Below are 16,978 nucleotides of genomic sequence, written 5' to 3' on the forward strand. Positions count from 1 at the left end.
TGCTCTCCGTCGGTCCGTTCAAGTACTAGAACCCGCCCGCTAGCTGCATGCTCATAAAATCATCAAATGCTGTCAACAGTATGATTGACAAATTCGCGGTTTCCTTCTGTTGCTGCGGGGGTGGGCGAGGGGTACTATAAACGCATATCGACCGCTGGCGGAGTGCCGGGAAAAGAAAGCGGTTAATTTTAAGGAGGAACCCGAAATGGAGCAAGTTCATCGTTCTGCTTCTAGCGGTGGCATACGAGTAGGCGTCCAGAAATTCGGCCGATTCCTGAGCGGCATGGTCATGCCGAACATCGGGGCATTTATCGCCTGGGGCATCATTACCGCATTGTTCATACCGACCGGCTGGGCGCCGAATTCGGAGCTCGCGAAGCTCGTTGACCCGATCATCAAGTATCTGCTTCCGATCCTGATCGGCTACACGGGCGGCACCATGGTGCACAAGACCCGGGGCGGCGTCATCGGCGCGCTCATGACGATGGGCATCATCGTCGGCACGGACATCCCCATGTTCCTCGGTGCGATGATCTGCGGTCCGCTCGCGGCGTGGGTGCTGAAGCAGTTCGACAAGTCCGTCGAAGGCAAGATCAAAGCGGGCTTCGAGATGCTGGTCAACAACTTCTCGCTCGGCATCATCGGCGCGGGACTGACGCTGCTGTCCTTCTGGGGCATCGGGCCGGTCATCGAGCAGCTGACGTCCTGGCTGTCCGACGGCGTCGAGTTCCTGGTCAATCACAATCTGATCCCGCTGGCGAACGTGCTCATCGAGCCTGCAAAGATTCTGTTCCTGTACAACGCGATCAATCACGGCGTGCTCAGTCCGATTGCGCTGGACGAAGCGTCGCGCACCGGCAAGTCGATTCTGTTCATGCTCGAGTCGAACCCGGGCCCCGGCATCGGCGTCCTACTGGCCTATATGCTCGTTGGCCGCGGCTCCGCCCGGCAGTCGGCTTCCGGCGCGGCGATCATTCACTTCTTCGGCGGGATCCATGAGATCTACTTCCCGTACATTCTCATGAATCCGCGCCTGATCCTGGCCGTTATCGCGGGCGGTGTGACCGGCACGTTCACCTTCTCCATCTTCGGCGCAGGCCTCGTCGCTCCGCCTTCGCCGGGCAGCATCTTCGCTTATATCGCGATGGCGCCCAAGGGCGGTCTGCTGCCGGTGCTGAGCGGCGTGCTCACCGCGGCGATCGTATCCTTCGCGTTGTCGGCGCTGCTGCTGAAGACGTCGAAGAAAAACGCGGAGGACGAGGATATCGAGGAAGCGCAAAGCCGCATGAAGGCGATGAAGGCGGCGGGCACGCCGGCCGCAGCCGCGGCAGCGGCCAACTCCGCAGCGCCGGTCGCAGGCGTCGCAGCTACCGCATCGTCCGGCAACGGCGCTGCGCGGTCCGCGATCCCGGACACGGCGGTCGTCGACGCAAGTCTTCAAGCGGCAGCCTCCGCGGTAAAAGATAAAGAGGATGTGCGCAAGATCGTATTCTCCTGCGACGCCGGCATGGGCTCGGGCGCGATGGGCGCCTCGATTTTGCGCAAGAAGATGAAGGCCGCGGGCTCGGACGTTACGGTCATCAATACGGCGATCAGCGACATTCCGGACGACGCTGATATCGTCATCACGCACAAGACGCTTACCGACCGCGCCAGACAGAAGGCGCCGAACGCCGAGCACATTTCAATCGACAACTTCCTCAAGAGTCCGGAGTACGACGTGCTGGTCAACAGGCTGGCCTGATCTGGGGCGAGCATTCGGAAAGGAACGTCCCGACGGTCGTCTCCTCCGACGCATATCGAATCGGCTGACGCTGGCGAGTATATTCGCCGGCGTTCAGCCCATTTTGGATAGACAGGAATGATCCGTCCATGATCGTATCCAACCGAACGCGGCGCATCCTCGAGCTGCTGCTGCGCAGCGGGCGGGAGATGACGGCCGCCGAGCTTGCCGCGGGGCTTCAGGTCAGCTCGCGCACCGTGCACCGCGAACTCGCCGCGGTCGAAGATCTGCTGGCGGGCCAGGCGGTATCGCTTGTAAAAAAGTCGGGCTCGGGCATCGCCTTGCAGGGCGATCCGGCCGCGCTGGAGCGGCTCGGCAGCATCGTATCCGCTTCGGAGGAAGCCGAGTTCTCCCCGGACGAACGCCAGATTTATCTGCTCTGCCTGCTGCTTCGGGAGCGCGAGCCCGTCAAGCAATTCGCGCTGGCGCACGAGCTGAAGGTCACGGTGCAGACGATCGGCAGCGACCTCGAGGAGCTGGCCGAATGGGTGGAGCGCTTCGGCGTCCAGCTCATTCGCCGCAGGGGCTATGGCGTCGAGCTCGCGGGCGGGGAGGCCGAGCTGCGGGAGACGATCCGTCAGCTCATCCGGCTGCGCCTCGACGACGCCGAGCTGATCGCGAGCCGGGGCGAGCCGCCGTCGCATCCGCTCGATCGCATGCTGTTCGAGCTTGCAGGACACAGCGATATGGCCGACATCGAGCGCGCGCTGTGGGGCCTGGAGCGCCGATGGGCCGGCAGTCTCAACGAGCAGATTTACACGGATCTGCTCATCCGACTCTCGATCGCGCTGCATCGCGTACGGCAGGGCCGAACGATGGCGGATTCGCCCGTTTCGTACCACCCGCCGCCCCTGGACAGACAGGCGTCGGAGCTGGCCACGGCAGAGGCCGTGCAGCTGGCGGAGCAGCTCTCGGCGCGGCCGGGCGTGGAGCTCGGCCGCGCCGAGACGGCTTACGTCTCCGAACTGCTCCAGGACGCGCACGGCAAAGACCTCGCGCTGCTGCCGGGCGACGATCTGGCGTTGGCGGACACGGTCCGCAGGCTGATTCGTACGGTGCAGTCGTCGACCGGCGTCGATTATGACGAGGACCGGTCGCTCAGGGAAGGCTTGTTCGAGCACTTGAAGCAGGCGGCGCAGCGGCTCGGCGAGGGTCAGCGCATCCGCAATCCGTTGCTGGAGCAGATTCGCAGGGATTACGCGACGCTGTTCGCAGCCGTTAAGGAGGCCGCAAGCGCCGCACTCCCCCAGCTTGAGGTGCCGGACGAGGAAGTCGGCTTCCTGGTCATGCACTTCGGCGCCTCTCAAGAGCGGCTCAAGCAGCTCAAGCGGGATGTGCGCGCGATTCTCGTGTGCACGAGCGGCATCGGCTCCTCCAAGCTGCTGCAGATGCGCATTCGCAAAGAGCTCCCGCAGATCGAGATTGCGGATCGGGTATCCTGGTACGAGGCCGCTCGTCTCGACGAGAGCACGTACGACCTCATCATCTCCACGATCGATCTTCCGATCGATCCGAGCCGCTACATGAAGGTCAGCCCCCTGCTCACGCAGGGAGAAGCCGACCGGCTCCGCAATTTCGTTCGGGAGGCGCCGTGGGAGCCGGGGCGAGCCGCTGTCCGAAAAGGAGAGGACGGCTCGCCGGTCTCTGCGGCCGACGGCTTCGCCCGGCTGCAGCGTCTGAAGACGACGCTGGACGAGATCGTGTCGCTCGTCGGCGGGTTTCGGACGATCGAGCTCGGCGAGGAGGCGGACGATCTGTACGGGGCGCTGGACGAAGCCTGCCGGCGCGAGGAAGCGCTCGGCCTGCTGAGCGGGGCGTCCGCTGTGCGCGACAGGCTGCTGGGACGAGAGGAGCAGGGCAGCCAGATGATCCCCGGCACGGGTCTTGCGCTATTCCATACGCGGGCGCCGGAGATTACGCAGTCTACGCTTAAGCTATACCGGCTTCGCCGGGCGGTTCGAATGCCGCAGGAGGACGGCCCGCCCGTTCAATTGGCGCGTTTCCTCCTCATGCTGGCGCCACGCGCGCTAGCGCGAGAAAGTCTCGAGGTGCTGAGCGAGATCAGCGCGATGCTGCTCGACGAGGAGACGGTCGCGCTGCTCGAGGCCGGAGACGAGACGGGGATCCGCGAGCGCATGACGACGCATTTGAGGAGCTTTTTCCTAACTAAAACCGAAAGCGAGTGAACGATATGAGCATCCTATCCGCAAACAAAGTGAAACTGAACGCATCCGTCGCCGACAAGTACGAAGCGATCCGCCTGGCCGGCCAGCTGCTGGTGGAGGCGGGCCACGTCGAACCGGCATACGTCGACAGCATGATCGAGCGCGAGAACTCGCTGTCCACCTACATGGGAGGCGGCCTCGCGATTCCGCACGGCACGAGCGAATCCAAGGGGACGATCAAGTCGACGGGCCTGTCGATCGTCCAGCTGCCGGCCGGGGTCGACTTCGGCGACGGCGAGAAAGCGCATCTGGTCATCGGCATTGCGGCGGTCGGCGACGACCATCTGGACATTTTGACGAACGTGGCGATGATCTGCTCGGATGACGAGAACATGGCGCGCATTCTCGCGGCCAAGACGCCCGCCGAGATGATCGAAATTTTCGAGAGCGGTGTGGAGGAATGAAGGCTCTGCATTTCGGCGCCGGCAACATCGGACGGGGCTTTATCGGCCTTCTGCTGTCGCGTTCGGGCTATGAAGTGACGTTTTCCGACGTAAACAAGACGCTGGTCGACGCGCTTCGCGAACGGGGCGAATATACGGTGACCCTGGCCGATGACGAGCAGGAGCGCATCCGCTTGACGGGCGTGACGGCGATCGACGGCACCGACCTTGCGGCAGTGGCCGCTGCCGTGGCCGAAGCCGACCTGGTCACGACGGCCGTCGGCGTGAACATTTTGAAGCATATCGCTTCGGGAATCGCGCGCGGCATCGAGCGCCGCATCGGCGCCGGCGCAGGCCCGCTCCACTTGATCGCCTGCGAGAACGCGATCGGCGGCAGCGCCCAGCTTAAAGAGCATGTGTACGGGCATCTGGACGAGGCGACGCGAGCCAAAGCCGATGCTGTCTGCGCCTTCCCGAATGCGGCGGTGGACCGGATCGTGCCGATTCAGCACAACGAGGATCCGCTCGCGGTGACGGTGGAGCCGTTCTACGAATGGGCAGTCGACGAGTCGGCGATGTTCCCGGGCTTCAAACGCGTGGAAGGCGTGCATTACGTGACCGACCTGACGCCGTATATCGAGCGCAAGCTGTTTACCGTCAACACGGGTCACGCTTCGGCTGCCTATCTCGGCAACCTGAAGGGATACGAAACGATCCAGCAAGCGATGGCCGACGAAGCGCTGGTGGGCGAAGTGCGCGCGGTGCTGGACGAGACGGGCGCCGTCGTCGTCCGCAAGCACGGCTTCGATCCGGAGGCGCATTGGCAATATATCGACACCATTCTCGGACGCTTCCGCAATCCGCATCTGACCGACGAGATCGCGCGCGTCGGCCGGTCGCCGATCCGCAAGCTGTCGCCGAACGACCGCCTTGTCAGTCCGGCGCTGCAAGCGCTCGAGCAGGGCGACGAGCCCGTCGCGCTCGCCAAGGTCATGGCCGCCGCGCTGCGCTTCGACTACCCGGACGACCCGGAGTCGGCGGAGCTGCAGCGAACGCTGAAGGAGACCGGGGCTGGGGCTACGCTGGCTAAGTATACGTCTTTGCCGCAGGAGCACCCGCTGCTGCTGCTGGCTGTAAAGCAGTTCGAGGCGTTGGTCGCCGGGACGCAGAGCTGACGAAAAGGAGAGATGCACGATGTCCCAACAATTAACCGGCATAGCGGCTTCTCCCGGCATCGCCATCGCGAGGGCGTTCCGGTATGCGCATGCCGCGTCCGAGGCGCCGCAGCGCGTCGAGGTCGCAGACGCTTCCGCGGAGGCGGAGCGCTTCCGCGCCGCTGTCGCCCGGGCGAAGACGGAGGTCGACGCGATTCGCGAATCGACGGAGCGCAGGCTCGGTGCCGCGAAGGCGGAAATTTTCGAAGCGCATCTGATGCTGCTCGACGATCCCGATCTGGTGGACGCCGTGCTCGAGCAGATCGACAATGAATCGGTGAACGCCGAATACGCGCTTCACGAGGTGACGGGCATGATCGTCGAGATGCTGCGCGGCATGGACAGTGAGATGCTGCGAGAGCGTGCGACCGACGTACTGGACGTCTCCGGCCGGGTCATGAGCCATCTGCAGGACCGGCCGTACGCCGCATTGTCCGGCATCGCGGAGGAGGCGATCATCGTGGCGCAGGACCTGACGCCGTCCGATACGGCGCAGCTCGACCTGGACTACGTACGCGGCTTCGTCACCGAGATCGGGAGCCGCACATCGCATTCCGCGAACATGGCGCGCTCGCTGGAGCTGCCCGCCATCGTCGGAGCCGGCAAGGCCGCGGCGGACGTTCCGGACGGGACGACGATCGTCCTCGATGCGACGGAGGGGCGGATCGTCGTCGATCCGAGCGACGAGGAGCTTGCAGCCTACCGGGCGAAAAAGGATGCTTACGATGCGCGGGTCGCCGAGCTGAAGCGGCTTGCCGCCGAGCCTTCCGTATCGGCGGACGGCGTTCATGTCGAGCTTGCGGCGAACATCGGGGGCGTCGAGGACGTCGCCAAGGCGCTGGAGAACGGCGCAGACGGCGTCGGACTGTTCCGCACAGAGTTCCTGTACATGGGGCGCAATTCGCTTCCGACCGAGGAGGAACAGTACGAGACCTACCGCCATGTGCTGTCCAAAATGGACGGCAAGCGCGTCGTCATCCGCACGCTCGACATCGGCGGCGACAAGGAGCTGCCGTACCTGTCGCTGCCGAAGGAAAGCAATCCGTTCCTGGGCCTGCGGGCGGTCCGCTTCTGCCTGAGCCGCGAGGACGTGTTCCGCACGCAGTTGCGCGCGCTGCTCCGCGCAAGTACGGCGGGCAAGCTGAATATTATGTTTCCGATGATCGCCGTGGCCGACGAGCTGCGCCAAGCGAAGACGATTCTGACCGAGGAGCGCGCCAAGCTCGAGAGCGAAGGCATCCCGGTCGCTTCCGACATTGAGGTCGGCATCATGATCGAGATTCCGGCTGCCGCGCTGAATGCGGACTACCTGGCCAAGGAAGTCGACTTTTTCAGCATCGGGACGAACGATCTGATTCAGTACACGATGGCGGCTGACCGAATGAACGACGCCGTATCGTACCTTTATCAGCCGTATCACCCGTCCATCCTCCGCCTCGTCCGCATGGTCATCCGGGCCGCGGAGCGGGAGGGCAAGTGGACCGGCATGTGCGGCGAAATGGCCGGCGACCTCACGGCGATCCCGATCCTGCTCGGCCTCGGCCTCGGCGAGTTCAGCATGAGTGCGTCGTCCGTGCTGCCGGCCCGCGAGCTGATCGGCCGCTTATCCAAGGAAGTTTGGTCGAAGCTTGCCGAAGAGGCGCTGCAGCTTGGCACGCAAGAGGAAGTCAAACAATTCGTAGAACAAAGGAGTCATGCCTGATGCTGTCCGAAACGTTTACCGTTATCCATCCGTCGGGATTCCACGCGCGTCCGACCAAGATTTTTGTCCAAGCGGCCACGCAGTTTAATTGCAAGGTGAACCTGATCAAGGGAACCAAGAAGATCAACGGGAAGAGCTCGCTCGGTCTGCTCTCGCTCGGCCTCGCCAAAGGCGACGAAGTCATGCTGGAGGTCGACGGCGAGCGCGAAGAAGAAGCGCTGCGGGAGCTCGGATCGCTATTGTCGAAGATTTACGAGGAATAAGAGCAGGAATCCTCCGCTTGTGCCGTACTTTGACCGCTTTAAGCGAGAAAGTGCGGTTACAGAAGTAAGCCGTCCCTGCAAGCGAGAAAAGCAACGTTGCAGAAACGACGAAGGCGCGAAGCTGTGTTGTAAGCGAGAAAAGCGCGGTTACAGAATTAAGCCGTCACTGTAAGCGAGAAAAGCAACGTTGCAGAAGCGACGAAGGTGCCAAGCTGTATTGTAAGCGAGAAAAGCGCGGTTACAGAAGTAAGCTGCCGCTGCAAGCGAGAAAAGCAACGTTGCAGAAGCGACGAAGGTGCCGAACTGCGTTGTAAGCGAGAAAAGCGCGGTTACAGGAGTAAGCTGCCGCTGTAAGCGAGAAAAGCAACGTTGCAGAAGCGACGAAGGTGCCGAACTGTGCTGTAGGCGAGAAAAGCGCGGTTACAGGAGCTTGTGTCAAGCTAGTCTTGGTCATCAAAAAAGGCTGTCCCTCCGATCGCATGCTGCGATCGGAGGGACAGCCTTTCTTATGCTTCCATGATAATGTTCGAATAGTTGTTGTAGTCGTAATTGTTGTCCGTCGCGGCCAAGGCGAAGATGAGGATCAGCGCGAGGATGACGAAGTACAGCACCGTGCCTACGATCGAGCAGACGAGTCCGGCGACGGCCATGCCGGAGCCTCGTTCGCCGCGGACGCGGATCTCCTTCAGCGAGATCGCGGATACGATGATGCCGACGACGCCCAGGAAGAAGCCGATGAACGGGATGACGATCGCGCCGATGCCGAGAATGAGCGCGGCGACCGACTTGCTGTTCGAGCGTGCAGGCGGCATATACGGCGAACGTGCATAGTTGTAGGCCGGCGGGTATTGGCCGTAGTTCTGATGATGCTGCGAAAAGGAGGGACCTGGGGGCGGCGGATAGTAGCCTCCCTGGTTCTGCCCATACGGTTGGCCGCCAGGCTGACCATGCTGCTGACCGCCATGCGGTTCATGCGGATGGCCCGCATAGTGCCCATGCTGCTGATCGGCTCGGGGCGAGTACGCGCCGCCTGGCTGTGGCCCGGGCTGCCAGCCCTGTGCAGGCCGCGACGCGTCGTCGGGCGCCCGATAGCCCGCGCCGGGCACATGCCGATCGTGCGGCCGCGCCTGCTCAGCCGCTGAGTTATACCCGCCGCCGGGCGCCTGTCTATCGAACGTCCGCGCGGATTCGTCGGCCGAGCGGCTCCCGTCGCCTGCAGCCTGCCCTTCGTGCGTTCGCGCTGGTTCGCTCGCCGCGCGTTCGCCCGAAGCTTCGCCGCCGCGGTCCGACGGCTGGGCCGGCGAGGCGTCCGTCGAGGCGGCCGGATCTGCCGTGCCCGGGGACGGATCCGTCGGTCCCGACCCGCTCCAATTGTTGTTCGAATCGTCGGATGTCATCGTTCAGTCTCCCTCTGCGGAAAAAGATCCGATCATTAGTATCGGTAACTGTTCAGTCCGGGCTCAAATGGCGGCTCTGCGTAATTGGATTGGCTCAAATCCTCGTAGAAGTGGGCGAGTCCGGTGTAGAAATAGGGAACGACCCACAGCAATCCGATGCCGAACGGAATCATACCGAGAATGGCCCAGCCGAGATAGCTCAGGCAGAAGACGAAGTAGCGTCCCTTGTTGCCCGCCATCATCTCTTTGCTTCGACGAATGGCCTCAAGGCCGCCGATGCCCGGATTGTCGCGCAAGATGAAGAAGGCTTGCGAATAGCGAATCGCGGCGATAATGCCCGGTATGATAAAGAGCAGCGTCCAGAGCAGCGTAAAGATCCCGACGAGCAGGTTTAAAATAAAAGCCTCGGAGAAGCGGTTGAAGCCGCTGAAAAGCCCGCCGATGCTCGGATTGCGTTCCCGCACGAGATCCTGGAAATACCCGTAAACCCCCAGCATCAGCGGTCCGGTCAGCACAAGAGAGGCTACCCATCCGATCAGCGGGATGCGTTCTAGAATGCCGATCACCGTAAATACGACGAAATACACCAGTGCGAGCAGCACCGGCTCCGTCCATTTGCCACGCAATGTCGTTCTTGCTCGTGCCCGAAGCTCCGAACTTGTCGTCATTTGCCCAATTCCACCTTTGCGTCTTGAGTTGTGGTACAGAAGCCTGTCCTCAATCCCTACTGATTTTACAAGCGATGTCACTTTTCGACAACCGCTTTTTGGAAATGAGGATTTCCAAGCCCTATATCCTATGCCTTCATTCACCATCGGTATGCTTCAAGGTATGGGCAGTCCCCATCCACTACCACGTTCACCTCTAACTCCATCTGCAAGCATCGGGGCGCGCAGACTTACTCCATATTACCGTTTATAGACACAAAAAAACCGCCAAAGGCGGATTTTAGGTAAATTTTAAGTAGGGAGGGATCAGTGACGGCTGATCGAAAACAAATATGTATCCTCGACATCTATAATATTAGATTAGCACACCGGAAAAGAATAGTCTAGTCTTTTTTTGCGAATTTGTTATCATTTGGGATGCTCTTCCCGGGAGAGCCTATCTGACGCGGAAAAGAGGGATCCAATGACTGTGCTTTGGGTGCTGGCGAGAAGCGCGTACGAAAGCCGTCTGCAATATACGGCATCGCACGCCGTACGCACGGTTGCCAGCGTAATTTTCGGCATGATCTATATTTCGATATGGCAGGGCATCGGCGAGCAGTACGCGCTGGAGGGCTACGGTCGGGAGGGGATGGTCGCCTACATCGCGTTTAACCAGGTGATTCTGTGGCTGACCTTCACTTCCCATGGGCTCGGACTGGAAGATCGCGTCCGTACCGGCCAGATCGCGCTGGACTTGATTCGCCCGGTTCACCTATTCATATTCTCGGCAGGGCGGGAAGCCGGCTCGATCGCCTATAATGTGTTGTTCACCGCCCTTCCGCTATATGTTCTCTACGCGCTGTTCGTCGGATTGCCGGTTCCGTCGGACCCCGTTATTTGGCTGCGCACGCTTGCGGCGCTCGTCATGGCCGCCTATATCGGCATCTGCATCTCGTACTGCATCGGCGTGACGGCGCTATGGACGGTGGAAAGCCGCTGGTTCAGCCTGCTGAACTATTCGCTGAGCTTCGTGCTGTCAGGGTTCCTGATGCCGATCGCCTGGATGCCCGGCTGGCTGCAGACGATCTCGAGACTGTCGCCGTACCCGGCGTTCAACGACATCCCGACCCGCACCTATCTGGGAACTGCCGCGCCGGCCGCGCTGCTCGCGCCGCTCATCTGGTGCGCGCTGCTCTCGCTGGCCTGCTTTGCGGCGACGTCCGCCGTACGGCGCAAGGTGGAGGTGCAGGGCGGATGAACTGGCTGCGAATCTCCTGGATGCTCTACAAGATCAACGTCCGCGCGAGGATGCAGTACCGGGTCAGCTTCCTGCTGACGACGCTGCTTGCGTCGGTCGTGACCGTCGCCGAGTTTCTAGGGCTGGCGGTCGTGCTCCATGCGTTCGGCGCGATCCGGGGCTGGAACGTGTGGGAGATCGGGTATCTCTACGGCGTGCTCATGACGGCGAAGTATTTGTATCGGGGCGTCGGCTCCGCCGTCAACAACTTCGAGCCGTACCTCGTGAATGGCCAGCTGGATCAACTGCTGCTGCGGCCGATGCCGCTTCTGTTGGCGGTGCTGACGTCTAGGACGCGGATAGTCGGCGGCGAGCTGCTGCAGAGTGTGACCGTGCTGGGCGTCTGTCTCGGCAAGCTGCTGGGGGACGGGACAGCCGGCTGGGCGTCTGTCCCTTTGACGCTGCTGATCATTTGCACCGGCACCGTCATCATGTTCGCCGTCGGCCTCGCGACGGCTGCGGTGGGATTTTGGACGACGCGAACCGAGGATCTGTCCATACTGACGGACAATGCGTCCACGACCGCAAGCCAGCTCCCGCTCAGCCTGTTTCCCGACTGGCTGCGCACGCTGCTGTTGACCGTCGTTCCGTTCGGATTTATCAATTACGTGCCGGCGATGTTCATCATCCGGTCCGAATGGGGCTGGTGGACGATTCCGGCGACCGCAGCCGTGGCCGCGATCTCCCTCGGAGCGGCGCTCGCGCTATGGCGCGTCGGCGTGCGTAAATACCAAAGCACGGGCACCTGATCCATCGAATGAACTGTCATTTTTCACATCCCATCGAACAAGGAGGGCTCGGCATGACTACGATGCTGGAAGCCAAGGGCTTAAACAAAACGTTCGCGACCACACTGCCCAAGGAGGGCAGGCTTAAAGCGGTGCGGACTTTGTTCTCGCGCGATCGCAAGATCGTGACGGCAGTCAATGCGCTCGACATGCATATCGAACAAGGCGAGTTCGTCGGCTTTATCGGGCCTAACGGTGCGGGCAAGTCAACGACGATCAAGATGCTGTGCGGCATTCTCCACCCGAGCGCGGGGGAGGTGCGGATCTGCGGGCTCAGCCCCCAGCGGGACAGGCGGCGCGTGGCCAGGCGCATCGGCGTCGTGTTAGGTCAGCGGTCGCAGCTGTGGTGGGACCTGCCGCTGAAGGACAGTTTCGACATCCTGGCGGCGATGTTCCGTCTTGACGCCGCGGAGAAAGAGCGGCAACTGGCGAAGCTGGAGGAGGTGCTGCAGCTGCGGGATTTCTGGGACACGCCGGTCCGCCGGCTGTCGCTTGGGCAGCGGATGCGGGGGTGCCCGGCCGCGGCGCTGCTGCACGGTCCGGGGCTGCCGGTGCTGGACGACCCGACGTTCGGGGTGGATGCCACGGCCAAGCGGCAGATCCGGGACCACTTGAGGCTGCTTAACGATCATTTCGGCAAAACGGTGTTGCTCACGACGCACGACATGGACGACATCGAGACGCTGTGCAAAAGGGTCATCGTGATCAGCCGCGGCGAGCTGCTGTACGACGGCGCGCTGGAGAAGCTGCGGGAACGGATCGGACTGCCGACGACGATACGCGTGACGTATGCGGGAGACACAAGTCTTGCGCCGGGCATGCGAATCGGAGACGGCCTGTCGGCCGACTCCGAAGAGGTGAGCGTAGAGAGCGCGCTTGGACGGGAGGCGGCGGTCAGCTTCAACCGCGAACGGATCGGCGTCATGGAGGTGCTGCGGCTGCTGTCCGTCTGGGGAGACATTGCGGACGTGCATGTCGAGGAGCCCGAGTTCGAGGAGATCGTCAGCCGAATCTATTGACGGGCCGCCTTTCTCGCACGCATTACCCCTGCAGCATCGGCTTCAGATCCGAGATGACCTGCGCCAGCGCCGCCGAGGTGCGCGTGTACATCGCTTTGGCTTCCGCGTCCTTGGTCGATACGGCGAACAGCTCCAGATCCGCCTCTAGCTTCTTCAGGTTGGCGAGGAGCAGCGCCTTGCCTTGCGGCGCGGGCACCTGAAGCTTGTCGTCATACAGGTCGACGTACAGTTGCTGGTACGCATCCACCTGCCCCAGGAACACATTGTCGACGGTAACGCCGATCTTCTCCAGCTCCGTCGCCAGCCAGCCCGGACTGAGACCTGCGGTGGCCAGGGGCTCGTTCATCATTTTGCCGTCCATGATGACGACCTGCGGCTCGACCTCGTGGACCTTGGGCATGCCCATATCGCTCGGCGTGAGCGGCTGCTTTTCCTTTTTGAGCAGCACGCTGAGCTCCCCGCTCGTCTCCATGACCGCGAACTCGACATCCGCGAGGTTGAAGGCGTTTTTGCCGCGCAGCTGCTCCATCAGCTCGTCCGTCGTCAGATGCTCCTTTTTTAGATTGTCCTCCATCACCTTGCCCTCTTTGATGACGACCCGGCCGCGTCCTTCGAGCAAATGGCGCAGCCGGATGCTCTTCATGGACAGATACTCCAGCGTGAAGGGCACGGCGAACCAGACGGCGAGCGCGATGAGCCCGTGCGAATAATGGGTTTCGATGTCGGTGGAGATGAAGCCGGCAAGTTCCCCGAGCGTAATGCCCAATATATATTCGAAAAAAGTGAGCTGCGAAATCTGCTTTTTGCCGAGCAGCCGGGCCATGATGAACAGAACGATCAGCGCGCCCAGCGAGCGAAAGATGATTTGACCCCACATCGGCATGACGTTAACCCTCTTTCTCCAAAATGGAATCCGGCGCCTCCAGCGCAACCGCGTGCGCGATGCCGGGGATCGACTCGCTCTGCTGAAGGGCCAGCGGCGACATGAGCGCGCCCGTCGCGACGACGAGAATCCGGCGCAGCTCGCCTTTGCTCAGCTTTTTCAGCAGGTGGCCGTACGTCACGACCGCGGAGCATGCGCAGCCGCTGCCGCCGGCCTGCACCATCTGTTTGTCATAGTCGTAGATCATCATGCCGCAGTCGCGAAAACGTGTCTTGTGCATCGGAATCCGATGCTTTTCGAACAGGTCGCCAGCGAGCTCGTGGCCGACCTTTGCCAAGTCGCCCGTCACGATGAGATCGTAGTGATCCGGACCGACGCCGAGGTCGCGGAAGTGCGAGACGATCGTATCGACCGCCGCCGGCGCCATCGCCGCCCCCATATTGAACGGATCGGTGATCCCCATGTCGACGACGCGTCCGATCGTGGCGGCCGCGACCCGCGGGCCGTCTCCCTCGCCGGCGACGAGCACGGCGCCAGCACCAGTCACCGTATATTGCGCGTAAGGCGGCTTCTGCGAACCGTATTCGGTCGGATAGCGGAACTGCTTTTCGGCGGTCGAGTTGTGGCTGCAGGTGCCGGCGAGCGCGTACTTGGCGCCGCCCGTCGAGATCAGATAAGACGCGATGGCGAGACTCTCCATCGAGGTGGAGCAGGCACCGAACATGCCGATATAAGGCATCGCCAGCGTGCGGGCGGCATAGCTGCTGCTCGTAATCTGGTTCATCAGGTCCCCGCCGATATAGAAGCTGATCTGGTCCTGCGTCTTGCCGGCTTTTTGCAGCGCGATCTTGGCCGCTTCCTCCAGGTACGTGCGCTCCGCCTTCTCCCAGCTGTCCTGGCCGACCAGCGAGTCGTCGTGCACGATATCGAAGTCATGGCCCAGCGGGCCGCGTCCCTCGAACGGGCCTACGACGGTGCCGGACGACAGGAGGACGGGTTTATCGCGGAACAGCCAGCTCTGATGCCCCTTCAGAATCGTCATTCGATCATCTCCCATATCCGAAAATAAATCGCAAAAGCGCGATGATGAACGCTGCTACGGTGCCGAACACGATGACGGAGCCCGCGAGCTTGAACATGTTCGCGCCTGTGCCGAGCACGAGCCCTTCGCTGCGGTGCTCGATGGCCGCGGACGACATCGCGTTCGCGAAGCCGGTCACGGGCACGGCCGAGCCGGCGCCGGCCCACTGGCCCAGCTTGTCGTACACGCCGGCGGCGGTGAGCACGACCGAGATCGCGATCAGAACGGCGACCGTCGGGGCGGCCGCTTCCTTTTGCGTCATGTGCGCGAAGTGCATGAACGCCTCCTGGATGCCTTGGCCGAGCGTGCAGATGAGGCCGCCGACGACGAAGGCGCGCAGGCAGTTAAGCGCGACCGGCCGCGCGGGCTGCCGTTTCAATGCAAGCTGACGGTATTCCTGCTGTACCGGCGTCAGCTTTTTGATCTTGTTGTTCGCCATGGCGTGCGCCTCCTACTTTCGTGCAAATGACGGGCAGTATAAGTTGAGGATGCCTCGCAAGCCGGATTTTTACCCGCACGGAACGGGCGGTCGGGTGCTCACCAGATGTTTACAGTTGTGAAGCGTGCCGCCGACGGGCAAATTAGACGGGTCCCTCTGCGGGGAACATTACCGAAGAGAAAGAGGCGTAGCTTACATGACCGTAGCATCCCAAGTAAAGACCACGGTGGCATCGCTCAAAAGCGCTCAGGCAAGCCTTGAGCAATTCGCCATCAGCACGCAAAACCAGCAAGCCAAGCAGCTCTTCACGGACGCGGCTGCGCAAACCCAGCAGATCGTCGATCAAGTCGAGCAGCGCGTTCAGCAGCTGGAGCAGGAAGAGCCGCAATACAAAGGATTCTAGAATCGCCGACGCAGTTCAAGGAAGGGAGTTCCGGCGCGCCCGGGACTCCCTCTTCAATAGAAGGAGGCAAGCATCATGCGGCACGAAAAGGCGTGGTCCATCGTTTGTCGGGGAGCGGTCAAAACGTTCGCGGCGGGCTTGTTGTTCGCGGCGCCGGTCATGCTCGCAGCCGATCGCGGCGGCACGGCGGACGCGGCGGGAGGCGCGCCGGCTTTTAAGGGACGGGCCTATTACGAATCCAGAGGCGAGGCGATCTGGGAGGTGCCGCTGGACGGCAAGTTCATCGCGCTGACGTTCGACGACGGACCCGACCCGGCGGATACGCCGGCGATCCTGGATCTGCTGGCGATGTACGGGGCGCACGCGACGTTTTTTATCACGGGCAAAAAAGCCGAGCAGTACCCTGGTATCGTAAGGCGCGAGGCGATGGAAGGCCATGAGGTCGCGAACCATACATACACGCACCGAATGCTGCTGCATTGCACGGAAGCGCAGATTCGCGGGGAGATCGCGATGGCCCAGAAGAGCATCGGCATGGCCGCCGGCGCGGAGCCGATGCTTTTTAGACCTCCCGAGGGCTTCTTTAACGCACGGGTGCTGACGGTCGGACGCGAAGAAGGGCTCAAGACCGTGCTCTGGTCGTGGCACCATCCGACGGACGACTGGGCGCGCCCAGGCGTGAACCATATCGTCAAAGGGATTCTGGGAGACGTACGCAGCGGCGACATCGTCCTGCTGCACGACTATGTGAGCGGAAAGACGCAGACGATCGACGCGCTCCGCATCATTTTGCCCAAGCTGACGGAGGAGGGATACCGGTTCGTGACGGTATCGGAGATGCTGCATTTAAAAAATTCGAAAACAAATTTGGTAAATCGTTGACTTCAGAGGTGAGAACCATTATCATTCTTATTGTCGATTGAAAATGATAACGATTATCACAGACTTAACATAAAGGCGAACCCGTTCGCCGGAGGAGTGAAGATATGTCGCGGTTAAGCACGAATCAGCTGACTCTCGCCTATGGCAGCCGGCGTATTGTGGAGAATCTGAATTTGTCCGTACCCGACGGCAAGATCACTTCTCTGGTAGGCGCGAACGGATCGGGCAAGTCCACGATCCTGAAGTCGCTCGCGCGCATTCTGAGTCCGCAGAGCGGCGGCGTCTATCTGGACGGCAAGCAGATCCACCGCCAGCCGACCAAGGAAGTGGCGAAGCAGCTCGCCATCCTGCCTCAGAATCCGACGTCTCCCGAAGGACTGACGGTTCGGGAGCTGATCTCGTTCGGACGCTACCCGCATCAGCGCGGCTTCGGCACCTTGTCTGCCGAGGACAACCGGATGATCGACTGGGCACTGCAGGCGACCGGCATGGGCGAATTCCACGACCGCGCCGTCGACCAGCTCTCCGGCGGCCAGCGTCAGCGCGCCTGGATCGCGATGGCGCACGCA

The 16,978-nt window shown here is 61.8% G+C and carries 17 protein-coding genes; 12 read left to right on the forward strand and 5 right to left on the reverse strand.

Going from position 1 to position 16,978, the window contains the following annotated elements; translation table 11 throughout:
• Positions 1-205 precede the first annotated feature (205 nt).
• The 6 genes from KVT38_RS20880 to KVT38_RS20905 all read left to right on the forward strand — a co-directional run bounded on the left by KVT38_RS20880 (position 206) and on the right by KVT38_RS20905 (position 7,570).
• The gene (locus tag KVT38_RS20880) at positions 206-1,744 is read left to right on the forward strand and encodes a PTS mannitol transporter subunit IIBC (RefSeq protein WP_217595684.1); all 1,539 of its coding nucleotides are present in this window, start codon (positions 206-208) and stop codon (positions 1,742-1,744) included.
• Between the two features lie 128 nt (positions 1,745-1,872).
• Complete coding sequence (locus KVT38_RS20885) at positions 1,873-3,969, forward strand: BglG family transcription antiterminator (RefSeq protein WP_217595685.1); 2,097 nt, start codon at positions 1,873-1,875, stop codon at positions 3,967-3,969.
• A 5-nt stretch (positions 3,970-3,974) separates the two neighbouring features.
• On the forward strand, positions 3,975-4,412 hold the full coding sequence (locus KVT38_RS20890; RefSeq protein WP_217595686.1) for a PTS mannitol transporter subunit IIA: 438 nt from the start codon (positions 3,975-3,977) through the stop codon (positions 4,410-4,412).
• Positions 4,409-5,566: a mannitol-1-phosphate 5-dehydrogenase gene (locus tag KVT38_RS20895; RefSeq protein ID WP_217595687.1), complete on the forward strand. Its 1,158-nt coding sequence runs from the start codon at positions 4,409-4,411 to the stop codon at positions 5,564-5,566. The genes KVT38_RS20890 and KVT38_RS20895 overlap by 4 nt, the downstream gene beginning before the upstream one ends.
• Positions 5,567-5,585: 19 nt before the next feature.
• Positions 5,586-7,307 carry a phosphoenolpyruvate--protein phosphotransferase gene (ptsP, locus tag KVT38_RS20900; protein WP_217595688.1) on the forward strand — a complete coding sequence of 574 codons (1,722 nt, stop codon included), beginning with the start codon at positions 5,586-5,588 and terminating at the stop codon, positions 7,305-7,307.
• The gene (locus tag KVT38_RS20905) at positions 7,307-7,570 is read left to right on the forward strand and encodes an HPr family phosphocarrier protein (protein ID WP_217595689.1); all 264 of its coding nucleotides are present in this window, start codon (positions 7,307-7,309) and stop codon (positions 7,568-7,570) included. Before ptsP ends, KVT38_RS20905 begins: the two co-directional genes overlap by 1 nt.
• A gap of 506 nt (positions 7,571-8,076) precedes the next feature.
• On the opposite strand, the gene KVT38_RS34885 is transcribed toward KVT38_RS20905, so the two are convergent.
• Positions 8,077-8,967: a DUF4190 domain-containing protein gene (locus tag KVT38_RS34885; RefSeq protein WP_254639398.1), complete on the reverse strand. Its 891-nt coding sequence runs from the start codon at positions 8,965-8,967 to the stop codon at positions 8,077-8,079.
• Between the two features lie 35 nt (positions 8,968-9,002).
• The gene (locus KVT38_RS20915) at positions 9,003-9,635 is read right to left on the reverse strand and encodes a DUF975 family protein (RefSeq protein ID WP_217595690.1); all 633 of its coding nucleotides are present in this window, start codon (positions 9,633-9,635) and stop codon (positions 9,003-9,005) included.
• A 463-nt stretch (positions 9,636-10,098) separates the two neighbouring features.
• Here KVT38_RS20915 and KVT38_RS20920 point away from each other — a divergent pair, with 463 nt between their 5' ends.
• Genes KVT38_RS20920 through KVT38_RS20930 form a run of 3 tightly spaced genes read left to right on the forward strand, consistent with a single transcriptional unit; the run spans position 10,099 to position 12,721 of the window.
• A complete protein-coding gene (locus KVT38_RS20920) occupies positions 10,099-10,875 on the forward strand; it encodes an ABC transporter permease (protein ID WP_217595691.1) in 777 nt (258 codons plus the stop codon).
• Positions 10,872-11,663 carry an ABC transporter permease gene (locus KVT38_RS20925; RefSeq protein ID WP_217595692.1) on the forward strand — a complete coding sequence of 264 codons (792 nt, stop codon included), beginning with the start codon at positions 10,872-10,874 and terminating at the stop codon, positions 11,661-11,663. The genes KVT38_RS20920 and KVT38_RS20925 overlap by 4 nt, the downstream gene beginning before the upstream one ends.
• Positions 11,664-11,716: 53 nt before the next feature.
• Positions 11,717-12,721, forward strand: a complete 1,005-nt coding sequence (locus KVT38_RS20930; RefSeq protein WP_306795344.1) for an ABC transporter ATP-binding protein — start codon at positions 11,717-11,719, stop codon at positions 12,719-12,721.
• A gap of 22 nt (positions 12,722-12,743) precedes the next feature.
• Here the strand turns inward: KVT38_RS20930 and KVT38_RS20935 are convergent, their stop codons facing one another.
• Genes KVT38_RS20935 through spoVAC form a run of 3 tightly spaced genes read right to left on the reverse strand, consistent with a single transcriptional unit; the run spans position 12,744 to position 15,124 of the window.
• A complete protein-coding gene (locus KVT38_RS20935; RefSeq protein WP_217595693.1) occupies positions 12,744-13,604 on the reverse strand; it encodes a DUF421 domain-containing protein in 861 nt (286 codons plus the stop codon).
• A 4-nt stretch (positions 13,605-13,608) separates the two neighbouring features.
• On the reverse strand, positions 13,609-14,640 hold the full coding sequence (gene spoVAD / locus KVT38_RS20940) for a stage V sporulation protein AD (protein ID WP_217595723.1): 1,032 nt from the start codon (positions 14,638-14,640) through the stop codon (positions 13,609-13,611).
• A gap of 10 nt (positions 14,641-14,650) precedes the next feature.
• Positions 14,651-15,124, reverse strand: a complete 474-nt coding sequence (gene spoVAC, locus KVT38_RS20945) for a stage V sporulation protein AC (RefSeq protein WP_217595694.1) — start codon at positions 15,122-15,124, stop codon at positions 14,651-14,653.
• A gap of 196 nt (positions 15,125-15,320) precedes the next feature.
• Here spoVAC and KVT38_RS20950 point away from each other — a divergent pair, with 196 nt between their 5' ends.
• The 3 genes from KVT38_RS20950 to KVT38_RS34890 all read left to right on the forward strand — a co-directional run.
• Positions 15,321-15,527 carry a DUF1657 domain-containing protein gene (locus tag KVT38_RS20950; RefSeq protein WP_217595695.1) on the forward strand — a complete coding sequence of 69 codons (207 nt, stop codon included), beginning with the start codon at positions 15,321-15,323 and terminating at the stop codon, positions 15,525-15,527.
• 75 nt (positions 15,528-15,602) lie between these two features.
• Positions 15,603-16,409, forward strand: a complete 807-nt coding sequence (locus tag KVT38_RS20955; RefSeq protein ID WP_217595696.1) for a polysaccharide deacetylase family protein — start codon at positions 15,603-15,605, stop codon at positions 16,407-16,409.
• A 104-nt stretch (positions 16,410-16,513) separates the two neighbouring features.
• Positions 16,514-16,978: ABC transporter ATP-binding protein (locus tag KVT38_RS34890; RefSeq protein WP_254639400.1), on the forward strand; the 465-nt coding region annotated here is incomplete at its 3' end.

Source organism: Cohnella sp. GbtcB17 (assembly GCF_019091135.1).
Taxonomy (GTDB): Bacteria; Bacillota; Bacilli; order Paenibacillales; family Paenibacillaceae; genus Cohnella.

Bases quoted from the DNA above. Each gene is read 5' to 3' on its own strand.
- KVT38_RS20935 (WP_217595693.1), bottom strand. From the start codon at position 13,604: ATGCCGATGTGGGGTCAAATCATCTTTCGCTCGCTGGGCGCGCTGATC.
- KVT38_RS20915 (WP_217595690.1), bottom strand. From the start codon at position 9,635: ATGACGACAAGTTCGGAGCTTCGGGCACGAGCAAGAACGACATTGCGT.
- KVT38_RS20885 (WP_217595685.1), top strand. From the start codon at position 1,873: ATGATCGTATCCAACCGAACGCGGCGCATCCTCGAGCTGCTGCTGCGC.
- KVT38_RS20880 (WP_217595684.1), top strand. From the start codon at position 206: ATGGAGCAAGTTCATCGTTCTGCTTCTAGCGGTGGCATACGAGTAGGC.
- KVT38_RS20930 (WP_306795344.1), top strand. From the start codon at position 11,717: ATGACTACGATGCTGGAAGCCAAGGGCTTAAACAAAACGTTCGCGACC.
- KVT38_RS20950 (WP_217595695.1), top strand. From the start codon at position 15,321: ATGACCGTAGCATCCCAAGTAAAGACCACGGTGGCATCGCTCAAAAGC.
- KVT38_RS20925 (WP_217595692.1), top strand. From the start codon at position 10,872: ATGAACTGGCTGCGAATCTCCTGGATGCTCTACAAGATCAACGTCCGC.
- ptsP (WP_217595688.1), top strand. From the start codon at position 5,586: ATGTCCCAACAATTAACCGGCATAGCGGCTTCTCCCGGCATCGCCATC.
- KVT38_RS34885 (WP_254639398.1), bottom strand. From the start codon at position 8,967: ATGACATCCGACGATTCGAACAACAATTGGAGCGGGTCGGGACCGACG.
- KVT38_RS20920 (WP_217595691.1), top strand. From the start codon at position 10,099: ATGACTGTGCTTTGGGTGCTGGCGAGAAGCGCGTACGAAAGCCGTCTG.
- spoVAC (WP_217595694.1), bottom strand. From the start codon at position 15,124: ATGGCGAACAACAAGATCAAAAAGCTGACGCCGGTACAGCAGGAATAC.
- KVT38_RS20955 (WP_217595696.1), top strand. From the start codon at position 15,603: ATGCGGCACGAAAAGGCGTGGTCCATCGTTTGTCGGGGAGCGGTCAAA.
- KVT38_RS20890 (WP_217595686.1), top strand. From the start codon at position 3,975: ATGAGCATCCTATCCGCAAACAAAGTGAAACTGAACGCATCCGTCGCC.
- KVT38_RS20905 (WP_217595689.1), top strand. From the start codon at position 7,307: ATGCTGTCCGAAACGTTTACCGTTATCCATCCGTCGGGATTCCACGCG.
- KVT38_RS20895 (WP_217595687.1), top strand. From the start codon at position 4,409: ATGAAGGCTCTGCATTTCGGCGCCGGCAACATCGGACGGGGCTTTATC.